The following is a 15,208-nucleotide window of genomic DNA, read 5'->3' on the forward strand; positions in this document are numbered from 1 at the left end:
GCACCGCTGCAGCCCTTGCTCAGCCCCAGCGGATGTGGTGAAAGTCAAAGCCCTGTGCCAGCGTGGGCTTGACGATGTCGAAGTACGGCGACACGTCGAAGTCGCGCGGGGCGTACAGGCTGCGGTCGCGGATGTGGAAAATTTCCTCGCGCACCGCCTGGTGACGCACCGGGTCTTCGTGGCGCTCCTTCGTGATGACCGGCAGCACGGGGTAGTGCACGCTCTGGAAGGCCTCGGCAATCAGCGACGAGCAAATGGCCCGGGTCGGGTCGCCACTGCCCAGCGCAATCATCTGCCTGCGCCAGCGGGCCGGGACGGGCGGGTTGGGCAGCAGGTAGCGCGCCAGGTCGAATACATTTTTCAGGTCGTACTGTTCGCCGAGCTTGCCGGTGATCTCGTCCAGCAGGTTCTGCAGTTCGGTGGCGCTCAGGCCCGTGGGTCGGCAGATGCGCGTGGGGTAGGTCTGGTAGTGCTCCAGGGGGCGCTTGCACACGCCCTGCAGCATATCGGCCTCGATCAGCAGGTAGGGCCGGCCTTGCGCATCCTCCCCGCCCAGTTGCGGGCCCACATAGAACGCCGCGTGCGACCAGGTGGACTGGGTCAGGTACTTGATGGCGCTGGAAACCCGGCTGCTGCCTTCCATCAGCAGTACATCGCCGGGGCGCAGGCACTGCGCCAGTGCGCGCCGGTCTGTCGGCACCCCGTTCTGCGCGCTGGGGCGGGGGCGCGACAGGTAGCGTGCCAGCGCCTGGCCAAGGGCATGGAGCAAACGGTGGAGCATGGCGGTGGAGGCGGTGCGTGAAAACAGTGTGACACAGGCCGCCCGCTCGTGCGGCATGATGGCCGCCATGCCCACCTGGATCGACACCCACTGCCACCTCGACGCCCCGGAGTTCGCCCCGGACGTGGACGCCGTGCGCGCCCAGGCGCGCGCCGCCGGCGTGCAGCACCTCGTCATCCCGGCGGTGCAGGTGGCCCATGCCGCTGCGGCGCGCAGCCTGGCCCACCGCCATGGCGACAGCTATGCCCTGGGCATCCACCCGCTCTACACCCCGCAGGCGGCGGACGATGACCTGGAGCGCCTGGCAGAGCTGCTGGAGCAGCAGCGCGGCGACCCGCACCTCGTCGCCGTGGGCGAGATCGGCCTGGACTTCTTCGTGCCCGGGCTGGACGCCGAGCGGCAGACGCGCTTCTACCGCGCGCAACTGCAACTCGCGCGGCGCCTGGACCTGCCCGTGATCCTGCACGTGCGCCGCTCGGCCGACGCGCTGTTCAAGGGCCTGCGCGAGTTGCCGGTGCCAGGCGGCATCGCCCACGCCTTCAACGGCAGCCTGCAGCAGGCGCGCGCCTTCATGGCGCTGGGCTTCAAGCTGGGCTTTGGCGGCGCGCTGAGCTACGAGCGCGCGCTGCAATTGCGCCGCCTGGCCACTGCGCTGCCCATCGAGGCCCTGGTGCTGGAGACCGATGCACCCGACATGCCGCCGCACTGGCTCTACCGCACCGCCGCCGAGCGCGCCGCCGGCCAGCCGCAGGGGCGCAACACGCCGGCCGAGCTGCCGCGCATCGCACAGGTGCTGGCCGATCTGCGCGGCATGCCGCTGCAGGCGCTGGCGCAACAGACCCGGGCCAACGCCCTGCAGGCGCTGCCGCGTCTGCGCGCAAGCGCAGAATAATCAGTCAAAATGGGCTTATACGCTTTAGAATCAAGCGCCAGCAGCTATTGTTTTGATAGTGACTGATTTGCCAAACACGCACCACACCGCGACGCACCGGGCCATGCCACCGGCGGCGGCACGCCTTGCCGGCCTGCCGCCGGTGGTGGGCGCGGGCACGGTGGTGCTGGTGCTGGGCAGCTTCCCGGGCGCGGCATCGCTGCGCGCGCAGCAGTACTACGCGCACCCGCAAAACCACTTCTGGCGCATCCTGCAGGCGCTGTGGCCGCAGCACCCCTTGCCGGGGCCCGAGGACTACGCCGCGCGCTGCGCCTGGCTGCTCGCGCGCGGCCTGGGCCTGTGGGACGTGTACGCCGCCTGCGAGCGCGCGGGCAGCCCGGATGCCCACATCCGCAACGCCCAGGTGAACGACTTTGCCCGCCTGCGCGCGCACTGCCCGCGCCTGGCGGCCATCGTCCACAATGGCGGCGAGAGCTTTCGCCACGCGCGCGCCACGGCGCAGTTGGGCGTGCCCGTGCTCCGGCTGCCGTCCACCAGCCCGGCGAATGCCTCGTGGAGCTTCGAGCGCAAGCGCGCCGCCTGGGGCGAAGCCCTGGCCGCGCAGGGGCTCCTTTGAAGAACACCGAATGGCCCGCAAGAAAAGCAACACCGCCGAACTGCCCGAAGTCAGCGTCTCCGACGATGGCGAGGTGCGCCACCTGCACCTGGGCACGCCCTGGATCCAGGGCTCCATGCGCATCGCCGCGCCCTTCGACCTGGAGCTGGAGTACATCCAGCGCATGATGGCCTGGCTGCTGTTCATGGAGCCCGAGGCCGTGCGCCAGGGCCACGCCATGCAGTTGGGCCTGGGGGCCGGCGCCATCACCAAGTTCTGCCACAAGAAGCTGCGCATGTGCGCCACCGCCATCGAGCTGAACCCGCAGGTCCTGGCCGTGTGCCGCGCCTGGTTCAAGCTGCCGCCCGATGGCCCCAAGCTGCGCGTGGTGCTGGCCGATGCGGCGCAGGAGATCAAGAACCCCATGTGGCAGGGCACGGTGGACGCGCTGTGCGTGGACCTGTACGACCACGAGGCCGCCGCGCCCGTGCTCGACAGCGCCGCCTTCTATGCCGACTGCCGCGCCCTGCTGAGCGAGAACGGCTGCATGACGGTCAACCTGTTCGGCCGCGCATCGAGCTTTGCGCGCAGCGTGGAGCAGATCGCCGCCGCCTTCGGCGAGGACGCGCTCTGGGCCTTCAAGCCCACGCGCGAGGGCAACACCGTGGTGCTCGCGCAGCGCACGCCCAGCCGGTTCAAGCGCGGCGAGCAGGCCGCGCGCTGCGCCGACATCCAGGAGCGCTGGGGTATTCCCACCGCCAAATGGGTGCGCGGCTTCAAGCCGCTGGCCTTCTGAGACCTTCCCTGTCCTGACGGAATTCCCACCATGACCTCTGCCGCGACCTCCTCCCAGCCCGCGCCGGCCCACACCCCTGCGGGGCCGCTGGCCTGGCGGCGCATCGTCGATTGGCTGAGCCACGACGGCGTCATCAGCGCCGAGGAGGCCCAGCGCACCATCGCACGCTGCTCGCAGGCCGAGAGCCACCAGCACCCGCTGGTGCGCCTGGCCAACGTGGCCATGGAGCGCGCGCGCGACGGCAAGCCGCTGGACATCGACATGCTCACGGAATACCTCGCCCAGCGCTGCGGCATGGAGTACCTGCGCATCGATCCGCTCAAGGTCGATGTGGGCAAGGTGGCCGACGCCATGAGCGCCAGCTACGCCGAGCGCCACAAGGTGCTGCCCGTGCAGGTCACGGCCAAGGAGGTGGTGGTGGCCACGGCCGAGCCCTTCATCACCGACTGGGTGGCCGAGGTCGAGCGCCAGGCCAAGCGCCCGGTGCGCCGCGTCATCGCCAACCCGCTGGACATCCACCGCTACACGGCCGAATTCTTCGCGCTGGCCAAATCCGTGCGCGCCGCGCAAAAGGCCGGCGGCACCATGGCCAACAACAGCTTCGAGCAGCTCGTCGAGCTGGGCAAGAGCAACAAGCAGCTCGACGCCAACGACCAGGGCGTGATCCGCGTGGTGGATTGGCTCTGGCAGTACGCCTTTGACCAGCGCGCCAGCGACATCCACCTTGAACCGCGGCGCGAGCAGGGCGTGATCCGCTTTCGCATCGACGGCGTGCTGCACCCCGTCTACCAGATGCCCCTGGGCGTGATGGCCGCCATGGTGGCGCGCGTCAAGCTGCTCGGGCGCATGGACGTGGTGGAAAAGCGCCGCCCGCAGGACGGCCGCATCAAGACGCGCAACCAGCGCGGCGACGAGGTCGAGATGCGCCTGGCCACGCTGCCCACGGCCTTTGGCGAGAAGATGGTGATGCGCATCTTCGACCCCGACACCGCCGTCAAGAACCTCGACGCGCTGGGCTTTGGCACGCACGACGCGCGCCGCTGGGAGGAGCTCATCAAGCGCCCGCACGGCATCATCCTCGTGACCGGGCCCACGGGCTCGGGCAAGACCACCACGCTGTACTCCACGCTCAAGCGCGTGGCCACCGAAGAGGTGAACGTCAGCACCGTGGAGGACCCGATCGAGATGATCGAGCCCAGCTTCAACCAGACGCAGGTGCAGCCGCAGCTTGACTTCAGCTTCGCCGAGGGCGTGCGCGCCCTCATGCGCCAGGACCCGGACATCATCATGGTCGGCGAGATCCGCGACCTGGAGACGGCCGAGATGGCCGTGCAGGCCGCGCTCACCGGCCACCTGGTGTTCTCCACCCTGCACACCAACGACGCGCCCAGCGCCATCACGCGCCTGCTGGAGCTGGGCGTGCCGGCCTACCTCATCAGCGCCACGCTGCTGGGCGTGCTGGCCCAGCGCCTGGTGCGCAAGCTGTGCAAGGAGTGCCGCCAGCCCGACACCGAGGCCACCGCCGAGACCTTTGCCGAAGCCGTCAAGCCCTGGAAGTTCAGCGGCAGCGTGCGCCCCTACAAGCCCGTGGGCTGCATCGAATGCCGCATGACGGGCTACCGCGGCCGCTCCGGCCTGTACGAGCTGCTCACGGTGACCGAGACGCTCAAGCAGGGCATCACGGCCGAGCCCTCCATCGACGCGCTGCGCCGCCAGGCCGTGCACGACGGCATGCGCCCGCTGCGCATGGCCGGTGCCTTGCGCGCCGCCCAGGGCATGACCACGCTGGACGAAGTGATTGCCGCCACGCCCACCCCCGCCGCGCACTGAGAAGGTGTGAACGAACCCACCATGCCCGCTCATCCCGCCACCACACACTCGCTCGGCGTTGCAAATGCGCGCCATAGCCCGCGCTATGGCTGCGCTTTGCGCCTTGATCGGCCGCGTTGTGACGGCCTGCTCGGGCACGCCGGATTCATTCACACCTTCTGACGGCGCCGCCCCGCCCCCCGACCCTCCGCCCTCGATGAACCACGTCGCCCCCCTGCAGCCCCTGCCGGCGCCGCACCCGCTGCGCGAGCTCCTGCACAACGAAGTGCATGCCCGCCCGCCCGAGGCCATTGCCGCGCCCGTGGCGAGCACCCACATCGTGATGTGGGCCGACGCCGCCGCGCGCGAGGCCAGCCGTGCGCACCTGGCGCTGCTGCTGCGCAACCACCACCGCCCGCCGCCGGACGCGGACACCACCCACCTGCGCGTGGACCTGGGGCCCGTGCGCATCCGCTGGGAGGTGCACACCGAATTCGTCGCCTGGACCTTCACCGTGCCCCTGCACACCGAGGGCTTCGGCCAGAGCGAGCCCGTGGGCGCGGCCGCCAGCGTGCCGCACGACTGGCTGGCCGCGCTGCCGGGCCAGTGCCTGTGCGGGCTCAACCTGTGGGTGCTGCCCACGCGCGAGTTCGGCTCGGGCTCGCTGGTGCGCCACGTGCTCAACGAGGACGCGCTCGTCGCCTCCACCGTGGCCGACGGCCATGGCGAGGTCTATACCGACTTTGCCGTGCACCCCGACGGCTACTCGCGCATGGTGCTGCTCGCGGGCAGCATGACGCCGCGCCGCCTCGGCCGCCTGGTGCAGCGCCTGCAGGAGATCGAGACCTACCGCATGGCCGCGCTGCTGGGCCTGCCGGCCGCGCGCGAAGCCACGCGCGTGCTCGCCGGCGCCGAGCGCGGCCTGGCCGAGCTGGCCGACGCCATCCGCTCGGCCAACCGACACGACGAGCCGGCCCTGCTCGACCGCCTCACGCGTCTGGCCGGGCAGGTGGAGAGCCAGTACGCCGCCACGCACTCGCGCTTTTCCGCGAGCACGGCCTACTTCGAGCTGGTGGACCGGCGCATCGCCGAGATCGGCGAATCGCGCCTGGCGGGCCTGCAGACTATCCGCGAGTTCATGGACCGGCGCCTCACGCCCGCGCGCGGCACCTGCGAGTGGGCCGCGCGGCGCCAGGAGGCGCTCTCGCGCCGCGTCTCGCGCATCAGCCAGTTGCTGCGCACGCGCGTGGACATCGAGCAGCAGCAAAGCAGCCAGGCGCTGCTGGCGAGCATGAACCAGCGCCAGGACCTGCAGCTCAAGCTGCAGTCCACGGTGGAGGGGCTGTCGGTGGCGGCCATCACCTACTACATCGTGGGCCTGGTGAGCTACCTGGCCAAGGGCGCGCAGCAACTGGGCTGGCCGCTGTCGGCCGAGAGTTCGGCGGCCATCGCCATCCCGGCGGTGGCGCTGGCCGTGTGGTGGTCCCTGCGCCGTCTGCACCAGCGCATGTTCCGGCACTGAGCCGGCCCCGCAGCCCCTGGGCCGCGGGGGGGCGGGCGCGTCAGGCGAGCTCGGCGATCAGCTCGATCTCCACGCAGGCGCCCAGCGGGATCTGGGCCACGCCGAAGGCGCTGCGCGCGTGCTTGCCCGCGTCGCCGAACACCGCGCCGAGCAGCTCGCTCGCGCCGTTGGTCACCAGGTGCTGCTCGGTGTAGTCGCCCGTGGAGTTGACCAGGCTCATCACCTTGACGATGCGCTTGACGCGGTTGAGGTCGCCGCCGCAGGCCGCCTGCAGCGTGCCCAGCAGGTCGATGGCCACGGCGCGCGCCGCCTGCTGGCCTTCCTCGGTGCTGATGTTCTTGCCGAACTGCGCCACCCAGGGCTTGCCGTCCTTGCGCGCGATGTGGCCGCTCAGGAAGACCAGGTTGCCCGTCTGCACATAGGGCACGTAGGCGGCGGCGGGCACGCTGACCGGGGGCAGCGTGATGTTCAGGGCGGCAAGCTTGTCGTAAACGCTCATGGGATACCTCGAAGGAAGTGGAGAGGGCGCGGCGCGCGGGCCGCCGGAGCCGGCATGGTACACAGCCTGGGCCCCGGGGCCAGGGGCCGGGGCTGCGGTTTCATGGCGCATTAGCATGCGCGCATGGAACACCCCACGGGCACACCGGGCGCGGCCGCGCCGGCCGCTTGCGCGCCAGCGGCTGCGCCGCGTGCCTGGCTGGGCGGCTGGTGGTGTGCCGGCGCCCTGCTGGGTGCTGCGCTGCAGGTGCAGCAGCCGCGCCTGTGGAGCGGCGCCGCCTACGCGGCGCTGGGCCTGCTGGCGCTGCTGGCCGGGTGGCATGCCTGGCGGCGCGGGCGCCGGGGCCGGGCCGTCTGGCCCGCGGGGGTGGCCCTGGCGGCGGCGCTGCTGGTGTTCTCGGCCACGGGGCTGCGCGCCCTGCAGCGCCAGGCCCAGGTGCTGGACCCGGCGCTGGAGGGGCGCGACCTGCGCATCGTCGCCACCGTGGCCGCCATGCCCCAGCCGCTGGAGGCTGGTGTGCGCCTGCGCGTGGCGGTCGAGTCGGCCTTGCTGGCGGGCCAGCCGGTGCGCCTGCCCGAGCACATCGACCTGGGCTGGTACGACGGCCCGGCGGCGCCGGAAGCCGCGGACGCGCCGTACAGCCGCTACGCGGGCCTGCCGCGGGCGGGCGAGCGTTGGGCGCTGATGGTGCGCCTGAAGGCGCCGCACGGCGCGCGCAACCCGCAGGGCTTTGACTACGAGCTGTGGCTGTGGGAGCAGGGCGTGGGCGCCACCGGCACGGTGCGCGCGCGCGCGCCCGGCGACGCGCCCCAGCGCCTGGCGCAGACGGCCTGGCACCCCGTGGAGCGCCTGCGCCAGCGGGTGCGCGATGCCGTCTTCGACACCCTGGCGCCGGACGCGGGCGACGCGCAGCGCCAGCGCCTGGCGGGCGTGGTCGCCGCGCTGGTGACGGGCGACCAGCGCGCCATCGAGCGCGCCGACTGGGATGTGTTCCGCACCACCGGGGTGTCGCACCTCATGAGCATCTCGGGCCTGCACATCACCATGTTCGCCTGGCTGGCCTCGGCCTGCGTGGGCCGCCTGTGGCGGCGCTCGGCGCGCCTGTGCCTGGCCTGGCCCGCGCCCTCGGTGGCCTTGGCGGGCGGTGTGCTGCTGGCCGCGGGCTATGCGCTGTTCAGCGGCTGGGGCGTGCCCGCGCAGCGCACGGTGACCATGCTCGCCACCGTCGTGCTGCTGCGCCTCACAGGGCGGCGCTGGCCCTGGCCGCAGGTCTGGCTGCTGGCGGGCGCGGTGGCGGTGCTGGCCGACCCCTGGGCCCTGTTGCAGCCCGGGTTCTGGCTCAGCTTCGTCGCCGTGGCGGCCTTGTTTGCTAGCAGTTTGGTAGCTGGTGGCGCAGCATCCACGGGCGTTGGTGGCTTTTTAAAGGCCTTGCTGCGCGAGCAGGGCGTGGTCACGCTGGCGCTCACCCCGCTGGGCGTGCTGTTCTTCGGGCAGCTCTCGCTCGTGGGCCTGGCGGCCAATCTGCTGGCCATCCCCTGGGTCACGCTGGTGCTCACGCCGCTGGCCCTGGGCGGGGTGCTGTGGGCGCCCCTGTGGCACGCGGCGCTGGCGGCGGCGCAGGTGCTGGTCGCGGTGCTGCAGTGGCTGGCCGCCTGGCCCTGGGCCTCGCTGTGGCTGCCGGTGGCCCCCTGGGGCGTGGGGGTGGCGGCCGTGCTCGGCGGCCTGTGGCTGGTGCTGCGCCTGCCCTGGGCCTGGCGCGGGCTGGGCCTGCCGCTGGTGCTGCCCGTGCTGCTGTGGCAGTACCCGCGCCCGGCGCCCGGGCAGTTCGAGCTGCTGGCGGCCGACGTGGGGCAGGGCTCGGCCGTGTGGGTGCGCACGGCCACGCACGCCCTGCTGTTCGACGCCGGCCCGCGCTACGGCCTGCAGGCCGACGCGGGGGCGCGCGTGCTCGTGCCGCTGCTGCGCGCGCATGGCGAGCGGCTGGACCTGCTCATGCTCAGCCACCGCGACAGCGACCACACCGGCGGCGCAGCCGCCGTGCTCGCGCAGCAGCCGCAGGCGCGGCTCGTGGGCTCCATCGCGGGCGATGCGGCGCTGCAGGCGCTGCGCCCCCATGCGCCCTGCGCGGCCGGCCAGGCCTGGGAGTGGGACGGCGTGCGCTTTGCCGTGCTGCACCCGCCGTCCGGCGCGGCGCCGGGGCAGGGCGGGCAGAGCAATGCGCACAGTTGCGTGCTGCGCGTGCAGGCGCCCTCGGGCGCGGCGGCGCTGCTCACGGGCGACATCGAGGCGGCGCAGGAGGCGCAGCTCCTGGCCCAGGCCGCGCCCCTGCAGGCCGATGTGCTGCTGCTGCCGCACCATGGCAGCAGGAGCTCGTCCAGCCCGGCCTTCCTCGACGCCGTGCAGCCGCGCACCGCCCTGGTGCAGGCGGGCTACCGCAACCGCTACGGCCACCCCGCGCCGCAGGTGCGTGAACGCCTGCAGGTGCGTGGCGTGCAGGTGGTGGAGACGGCCCGCTGCGGCGCGGCGCGGTGGAGCTCCGCACCTGGCGCAGGGCTGCGCTGCGAGCGCCAGGAGCGCGTGCGCTACTGGCAGCATGCGGGCTCTTATGCCCCCGACGCCGGCCCGTCAGAAGGCGAAGAATAGCCATACGCAATTCACAACATTCATTCAATTAATTGGATTGATTGGACGATACGGCCTAGACTTGCCCCTGTGTTCAATTCCACCCACCTGAGGTAACCACCATGTCCCTGATCAATACGCAAGTGCAACCCTTCAAGACCACCGCTTTCGTCAACCGCGGCGGCAAGGGAGAGTTCATTGAAGTGACGGAAGCCAGCCTCAAGGGCAAGTGGTCCGTGCTGATCTTCATGCCGGCCGCCTTCACCTTCAACTGCCCCACCGAGATCGAGGACGCTGCCGAGCACTACGCCGAGTTCCAGAAGGCCGGTGCCGAGGTCTACATCGTGACCACCGACACGCATTTCTCGCACAAGGTGTGGCACGAGACCTCCGACGCCGTGGGCAAGGCCAAGTTCCCCCTGGTCGGCGATCCCACGCACCAGCTCACCAACGCCTTCGGCGTGCACATCCCCGAAGAAGGCCTGGCGCTGCGCGGCACCTTTGTGATCAACCCCGATGGCGTGATCAAGACCATGGAAGTGCACTCCAACGAGATCGCCCGCGACGTGTCGGAAACCTTGCGCAAGCTCAAGGCCGCCCAGTTCACGGCAGCGCATCCTGACCAGGTGTGCCCCGCCAAGTGGAAGGAAGGCGCCAAGACCCTGACGCCGTCGCTGGACCTGGTGGGCAAGATCTAAGTCTCGGCTCCCCGCCCCCACTCCAGAGCCGGACAGACGCAGGGCCCAGCCGCCCTGCCGTCCGGCTTTTTCACGCCCGTATCTTGCTGTTTTGTTTAGGAGAGAAGCCCATGCTCGACGACCAACTGAAATCCCAACTCGCCGCTTACCTGGAGCGCGTGCAGCAACCGTTCGAGCTGGTGGCCTCGCTGGACGACAGCGACACCGCGGCGCAGATGCGCGAGCTGCTCACCACCATCCAGAGCCTGCGCAGCGACAAGATCAGCGCCCGCTTTGACGGCCAGGACGCGCGCCGCCCCTCGTTCGCCCTGCAGCGCCCGGACGGCCAGCAGCACCTGCGCTTTGCCGGCCTGCCGCTGGGCCATGAATTCACCTCGCTGGTGCTGGCCCTGCTGTGGACGGGCGGCCACCCGCCCAAGGTGGAGCAGGACCTGATCGAGCAGGTGCGCGCGCTGCGCGGCGACTTCCACTTCGAGGTCTACATGAGCCTGAGCTGCCACAACTGCCCCGACGTGGTGCAGGCGCTCTCGCTCATGGCCGTGCTCAACCCCCAGGTCAAGACCACCGTGATCGAAGGCGGCGCCTTCCAGCAGGAAGTGACCGAGCGCGAAATCATGGCCGTGCCCATGGTCTACCTCAACGGTGAGGTGTTCGGCGCAGGCCGCATGGAGCTGGCCGAGATCGTCGCCAAGCTCGATACCGGCGCCGCCGCGCGCGAAGCCGCCAAGCTCTCGGCCAAGGAAGCGTTTGACGTGCTCATCGTCGGCGGCGGCCCCGCCGGCGCGGCCGCGGCGGTGTACGCCGCGCGCAAGGGTATACGCACCGGCGTCGCCGCCGAGCGCTTCGGCGGCCAGGTGAACGACACCCTGGACATCGAGAACTACATCTCCATCCCGCACACCGAAGGCCCGCAGTTCTCCGCCGCCCTGGAGCGCCACGTGCGCGCGTACGAGGTGGACGTGATGAACCTGCAGCGCGCCAAGGCCCTCAAGCCCGCCGCTGCGCCGGGCGGCCTGATCGAGGTGGAGATGGACAACGGCGCCGTGCTCAAGGCCCGCAGCGTCATTCTCAGCACCGGCGCGCGCTGGCGCAACATGAACGTGCCCGGCGAGGACCAGTACCGCACCAAGGGCGTGGCCTACTGCCCGCACTGCGACGGCCCGCTGTACAAGGGCAAGCGCGTGGCCGTGATCGGCGGCGGCAACTCCGGCATCGAGGCCGCCATCGACCTGGCCGGCGTGGTGGCGCATGTCACCGTGTTCGAGTTCATGCCCCAGCTCAAGGCCGACGCCGTGCTGCAGAAAAAGCTCGCCAGCCTGCCCAACGTGGACGTGGTGCTCAACGCCCAGACCACCGAAGTGCTGGGCGACGGCAGCAAGGTCAACGCCTTGGCCTACAAGGACCGCACCACCGGCGAGGAAAAGCGCGTGGAGCTCGAAGGCATCTTCGTGCAGATCGGCCTGCTGCCCAACACCGACTGGCTCAAGGGCACGGTGGAGCTCTCCCGCTTCGGCGAGATCGTGATCGACGCCAAGGGTCAGACCAGCGTGCCCGGCGTGTTTGCCGCGGGCGACTGCACCACGGTGCCGTACAAGCAGATCATCATCGCCGCCGGCGCGGGCGCCACGGCCGCGCTGAGCGCGTTCGATCACCTGATCCGTACGTCGGCGCCGGCTTGAGTTTCAAGCCAAATCGGGCTCTGGCGCTTGTGGAGTAAGCGCGCGAAGCTATCAAAATGAAAGCGGCGGTGCTGTCCCCACAGCCCCGCCGCTTGCGTTTTGCAGGCCGTCGCGGGCCATCTCCACCCGCTGGGGTTTTCAACGCGGGCTGCTCTGCGGCGCTGCAGAGCCCCGCTCCCGCAACGCCTCATACCACTGCGCCGGCCCCAGCAAGATGGCCTTGAACCCTGCACGCACGCGCTCGCTGTTCAGCGCCTGTTTGCTCATGGTGGTGTAGGCATCAAAGGCGTCGATGATGGCGTCGGTCAGGGCGGCTGCCCACCACCATGGCCTTGGCGTGGCCGTCAAGCAGGGGCTGGCTGCTGTGCGCTTCGTCGGCAATCACGGCAAAGCTCTTCCCTCGGTGTTTAGTCTTGGTCTTCTGTGCTGCTAAGCGACTGGCCCTGCATACGCTGGGCTACCGCTGCCTCAATAGCATCGAGCACATGCTCCTGCACGCGATCCGCAAAGCGCTTGCGCCGGTTGTTCGATAGTTTGCCGCCGTTCTGGTGGCTGGTGACGATCAGCGTGGCCAAGTCGGTGCTGCGCAGGTCGTAGCGGTCGTTGATGTAACGGGCGACGTCGTCAAACAGCCCCAGAAAACCCACCTCCTGCCGGAGGTGGGTCTCCAATGACGCCTGGGCCATGGCCAGTATGAAGGCCACGCCCTCGGTCACATCCATGTAGCGAAACCACACATCCTCGCCGCTCTGCCATGCATAGCTGTACTGGTCATCGCCCGACCACAGCACCTGGCACAGCTCCCGGGCGGGCCTGCTGAAAGCCGTCAGCGCCTGCCAGTATTGCTCTTCGTGTTTTTTCATGGCCACCGACACGGGCAGCAAAAAGCCCGCAGGCAGACCACCCGACTGCCCCAGGCAGTGGTGAATCAGAAAGCGCGACAGGCGCCCGTTGCCATCCATGAACGGGTGCAGAAAGACAAAGGCGAACGACACCACGCCGGCATGCACCAGTGGGTCCAGCCCCGCGGGGCGCTGGTTCGACAGCGCCATCAGTTGCTCCATCAGCTCGGCGCACAGCTCGGGCGGGGGCGGCACATAGGTCACACCCGCCGCGCCCAGGGCATTGCCCTGCAGGCGGTTTTGCTCGGTGCGGAACTGCATCGCCTTGTCGAACGGGTTGCTGACGGTGGCGTTCTGCAACTCGATCAGATAGTCCTCGGTCAAGGGGCGTGGGTCGTGCGCCCGCTTGAGCAGCGCGGCAAACCGGCTGGCCTTGTCCTCGCTGGGCGTCTCGCCCTCGATGGCGAACGAGCCCTCGGTCTCGCTCAGATACGCCCAGGACAGGGCGCGCTCCAGCATCTGCGGGCCGATGGAGGCCGCGAACGCCTTGGCATGGGCCAGCACATCGTGCTGCAAGCCCTGCAGCACCGCATCGGTCTTGCGCACCACCGGGCAAAAGGCCAGGTCGCCCAGCCCGTTGAAATCCACGCGCCAGCGCGCATTGCGCCGCGAGGCGCCGGTCAAGTAGGCCGCCGGGTCGAACATGGGCACATAGGCAGCCGCCACGGGGTGCTGCTCCACCGCCTGCAGCGGGCACTGGTGGGCGGCCTCCCACAGCAGGCACAGCTTGCGCACATAGGCGCCGTTGGGCGTGCGCAGAAATTCGGCCTCCATCTCTTCCTGGCCGACCTGGCGCAGCGCCGCCGTCAGATAGTCCAGCCGCACCCCTTCGTGCTTGATGGCAAACAGGGCATGGTCCAGCCAGCGCGCGCCGGGCGCCAGCTTGGCAGGTACCAGCAGCGCCCCCTCGGGCAGCCGCTGCAGGCTTTGCACAGCCGCCAGCCGCGCCTTGTGGGCGCCCAGAAAGTCCGGGGCCTGGAGCGCGTCCTGAATCCAGGCGTAGCCAACAGCGGTGCTCATGTCAGTGGGGTGGTGAGGGGCGGGAAAAAGTTCAGTGTGCGGGAATTTTCTTCAAAAATGAAGAGACACTCGATGTTTTTCTCAGTCGGAGGGCGTGTGGACTGCACATTCAAGCCCCCGGAGGGCAGAAAAATCTTCTGGCAATGGGGATTTTTCTCAGAACTTGGCCATCCGCACGCCTTTTTTTAGCAAGGCTGCAAAAGGTGCCGCTTGCTGACTTGAGGCGCCACGGGGTAAGCAACATGTAAACAGTCCGCCCTGAACAATTCCGTTTTCAGCCGCAGGCAGGTCGGTGCTCATGCGCAGGGGGGAACAATACTGCGATCAGGAATTCGAGGGGGCCACAACACGCCCACAGATGCGCAGAAGGCATGCCCTGGTGGGTGGTCGTGGGCGGCATCGGTGAGCGCTGGTCCGCAGTCCCCAGAGGCCACATCGATGGGCAGAGGGTCGCCAGTTTGCTATCAAACAAGTAGCTTTTAGCACTTGCTATATGCGCCTTTGTGCCATATTTCATTCAAAAACGCCCTGGCCTGGTGCGCGCCACCCTCAATAGCTCAACCGCTCCGGCCGCACCTCCTGCAGGATGGTGGTGGCGATTTCCTCGATGGACTTGGTGGTGGACGACAGCCAGCGTATGCCCGAGCGGCGCATCATGGCCTCGGCCTCCTGCACTTCGTGGCGGCAGCTCTCCAGGCTGGCGTAGCGGGAGCCGGGGCGGCGTTCGCTGCGGATCTCGGACAGGCGCTCGGGGCTGATGGTCAGGCCGAAGATCTTCTTCTTGTGGGGCACCAGCGCGGGCGGCAGTTGGCGGCGCTCGAAGTCCTCGGGGATCAGCGGGTAGTTGGCCGCCTTCAGGCCATGCTGCATGGCCAGGTACAGGCTGGTGGGCGTCTTGCCGCTGCGCGAGACGCCCACCAGGATCACGTCCGCCTCCTCGAGGTTCCTGTGGCTCTGGCCGTCGTCGTGCGCCAGGCTGTAATTGATGGCCTCGATGCGGTCGTGGTATTCCTTGCTCTTGCTGATGTCGGAGAAGCGCCCCACGCGGTGGTGCGACTTGATGCCCAGCTCCACCTCCAGCGGGTGCACGAAGGTGCCGAACATGTCCAGCAGCATGCCCTTGCAGCCGTCCTGCAGCACCTTGAGCACTTCCATGTTCACCAGCGTGGTGAAGACGATGGACTTGCGCCCTTCGAGTTCGGCCGTGTGGTTGATCTGGCGCACGGCCTGGTGCGCCTTGTCCACCGTGTCGATGAAGGGCAGGCGCACGCGCCGGGGCATCATTTCAAATTGCGCCAGGATGGCGTTGCCGAAGGTCTCGGCGGTGATGCCGGTGCCATCGGAGACGAAGAAGACGGTGCGGGAGTGCATGCCAGGGCCTTGGGGGAAGCAG

The 15,208-nt window shown here is 69.5% G+C and carries 14 protein-coding genes; 8 read left to right on the plus strand and 6 right to left on the minus strand.

What is annotated here, in order from left to right:
- Positions 1–19: 19 nt before the first annotated feature.
- The gene (locus CGR01S_RS12650) at positions 20–781 is read right to left on the minus strand and encodes a C40 family peptidase (protein ID WP_042427698.1); all 762 of its coding nucleotides are present in this window, start codon (positions 779–781) and stop codon (positions 20–22) included.
- Between the two features lie 67 nt (positions 782–848).
- Here CGR01S_RS12650 and CGR01S_RS12655 point away from each other — a divergent pair, with 67 nt between their 5' ends.
- The 5 genes from CGR01S_RS12655 (at position 849) to CGR01S_RS12675 (ending at position 6,395) form a co-directional block, all read left to right on the plus strand.
- The gene (locus CGR01S_RS12655) at positions 849–1,673 is read left to right on the plus strand and encodes a TatD family hydrolase (RefSeq protein WP_174435704.1); all 825 of its coding nucleotides are present in this window, start codon (positions 849–851) and stop codon (positions 1,671–1,673) included.
- A gap of 103 nt (positions 1,674–1,776) precedes the next feature.
- Complete coding sequence (locus tag CGR01S_RS12660) at positions 1,777–2,289, plus strand: DNA-deoxyinosine glycosylase (protein WP_042427701.1); 513 nt, start codon at positions 1,777–1,779, stop codon at positions 2,287–2,289.
- A 10-nt stretch (positions 2,290–2,299) separates the two neighbouring features.
- Positions 2,300–3,064, plus strand: coding sequence for a class I SAM-dependent methyltransferase (locus CGR01S_RS12665; protein ID WP_042427704.1), 765 nt, complete (start codon positions 2,300–2,302; stop codon positions 3,062–3,064).
- 30 nt (positions 3,065–3,094) lie between these two features.
- Positions 3,095–4,894 (plus strand): type IV pilus assembly ATPase TfpB, encoded by a 1,800-nt coding sequence (tfpB, locus tag CGR01S_RS12670; RefSeq protein WP_042427706.1) that lies wholly within the window; start codon positions 3,095–3,097, stop codon positions 4,892–4,894.
- Between the two features lie 196 nt (positions 4,895–5,090).
- Positions 5,091–6,395 carry a DUF3422 family protein gene (locus CGR01S_RS12675; RefSeq protein ID WP_042427708.1) on the plus strand — a complete coding sequence of 435 codons (1,305 nt, stop codon included), beginning with the start codon at positions 5,091–5,093 and terminating at the stop codon, positions 6,393–6,395.
- A gap of 40 nt (positions 6,396–6,435) precedes the next feature.
- Here the strand turns inward: CGR01S_RS12675 and CGR01S_RS12680 are convergent, their stop codons facing one another.
- Entirely contained in the window at positions 6,436–6,894 is a 459-nt protein-coding gene (locus CGR01S_RS12680; protein ID WP_042427710.1) for a RidA family protein, read from the minus strand.
- Between the two features lie 123 nt (positions 6,895–7,017).
- On the opposite strand from CGR01S_RS12680, the gene CGR01S_RS12685 reads away from it, so the two are divergent.
- The 3 genes from CGR01S_RS12685 (at position 7,018) to ahpF (ending at position 11,893) form a co-directional block, all read left to right on the plus strand.
- Positions 7,018–9,537: a DNA internalization-related competence protein ComEC/Rec2 gene (locus tag CGR01S_RS12685; protein ID WP_084690674.1), complete on the plus strand. Its 2,520-nt coding sequence runs from the start codon at positions 7,018–7,020 to the stop codon at positions 9,535–9,537.
- A 101-nt stretch (positions 9,538–9,638) separates the two neighbouring features.
- Complete coding sequence (gene ahpC / locus CGR01S_RS12690) at positions 9,639–10,214, plus strand: alkyl hydroperoxide reductase subunit C (RefSeq protein ID WP_042427713.1); 576 nt, start codon at positions 9,639–9,641, stop codon at positions 10,212–10,214.
- 110 nt (positions 10,215–10,324) lie between these two features.
- On the plus strand, positions 10,325–11,893 hold the full coding sequence (gene ahpF, locus CGR01S_RS12695) for an alkyl hydroperoxide reductase subunit F (RefSeq protein WP_042427715.1): 1,569 nt from the start codon (positions 10,325–10,327) through the stop codon (positions 11,891–11,893).
- A gap of 138 nt (positions 11,894–12,031) precedes the next feature.
- On the opposite strand, the gene CGR01S_RS12700 is transcribed toward ahpF, so the two are convergent.
- The 4 genes from CGR01S_RS12700 to ppsR form a co-directional block, all read right to left on the minus strand.
- Positions 12,032–12,241, minus strand: a complete 210-nt coding sequence (locus CGR01S_RS12700) for a hypothetical protein (protein WP_042427718.1) — start codon at positions 12,239–12,241, stop codon at positions 12,032–12,034.
- 59 nt (positions 12,242–12,300) lie between these two features.
- Complete coding sequence (locus CGR01S_RS12705; protein WP_042427720.1) at positions 12,301–13,815, minus strand: Fic family protein; 1,515 nt, start codon at positions 13,813–13,815, stop codon at positions 12,301–12,303.
- Positions 13,816–13,971: 156 nt separating this feature from the next.
- The gene (locus CGR01S_RS16740; protein ID WP_156967570.1) at positions 13,972–14,115 is read right to left on the minus strand and encodes a hypothetical protein; all 144 of its coding nucleotides are present in this window, start codon (positions 14,113–14,115) and stop codon (positions 13,972–13,974) included.
- Between the two features lie 249 nt (positions 14,116–14,364).
- Complete coding sequence (gene ppsR, locus CGR01S_RS12710) at positions 14,365–15,186, minus strand: posphoenolpyruvate synthetase regulatory kinase/phosphorylase PpsR (RefSeq protein ID WP_042427723.1); 822 nt, start codon at positions 15,184–15,186, stop codon at positions 14,365–14,367.
- Between the last annotated feature and the right edge of the window lie 22 nt (positions 15,187–15,208).

It is taken from the genome of Comamonas granuli NBRC 101663 (genome assembly GCF_000739995.1).
Taxonomy (GTDB): domain Bacteria; phylum Pseudomonadota; class Gammaproteobacteria; order Burkholderiales; family Burkholderiaceae_C; genus Simplicispira; species Simplicispira granuli.

Bases quoted from the DNA above. Each gene is read 5' to 3' on its own strand.
- CGR01S_RS12650 (WP_042427698.1), bottom strand. From the start codon at position 781: ATGCTCCACCGTTTGCTCCATGCCCTTGGCCAGGCGCTGGCACGCTAC.
- CGR01S_RS12655 (WP_174435704.1), top strand. From the start codon at position 849: ATGCCCACCTGGATCGACACCCACTGCCACCTCGACGCCCCGGAGTTC.
- CGR01S_RS12660 (WP_042427701.1), top strand. From the start codon at position 1,777: ATGCCACCGGCGGCGGCACGCCTTGCCGGCCTGCCGCCGGTGGTGGGC.
- CGR01S_RS12665 (WP_042427704.1), top strand. From the start codon at position 2,300: ATGGCCCGCAAGAAAAGCAACACCGCCGAACTGCCCGAAGTCAGCGTC.
- tfpB (WP_042427706.1), top strand. From the start codon at position 3,095: ATGACCTCTGCCGCGACCTCCTCCCAGCCCGCGCCGGCCCACACCCCT.
- CGR01S_RS12675 (WP_042427708.1), top strand. From the start codon at position 5,091: ATGAACCACGTCGCCCCCCTGCAGCCCCTGCCGGCGCCGCACCCGCTG.
- CGR01S_RS12680 (WP_042427710.1), bottom strand. From the start codon at position 6,894: ATGAGCGTTTACGACAAGCTTGCCGCCCTGAACATCACGCTGCCCCCG.
- CGR01S_RS12685 (WP_084690674.1), top strand. From the start codon at position 7,018: ATGGAACACCCCACGGGCACACCGGGCGCGGCCGCGCCGGCCGCTTGC.
- ahpC (WP_042427713.1), top strand. From the start codon at position 9,639: ATGTCCCTGATCAATACGCAAGTGCAACCCTTCAAGACCACCGCTTTC.
- ahpF (WP_042427715.1), top strand. From the start codon at position 10,325: ATGCTCGACGACCAACTGAAATCCCAACTCGCCGCTTACCTGGAGCGC.
- CGR01S_RS12705 (WP_042427720.1), bottom strand. From the start codon at position 13,815: ATGAGCACCGCTGTTGGCTACGCCTGGATTCAGGACGCGCTCCAGGCC.
- CGR01S_RS16740 (WP_156967570.1), bottom strand. From the start codon at position 14,115: ATGAGCACCGACCTGCCTGCGGCTGAAAACGGAATTGTTCAGGGCGGA.
- ppsR (WP_042427723.1), bottom strand. From the start codon at position 15,186: ATGCACTCCCGCACCGTCTTCTTCGTCTCCGATGGCACCGGCATCACC.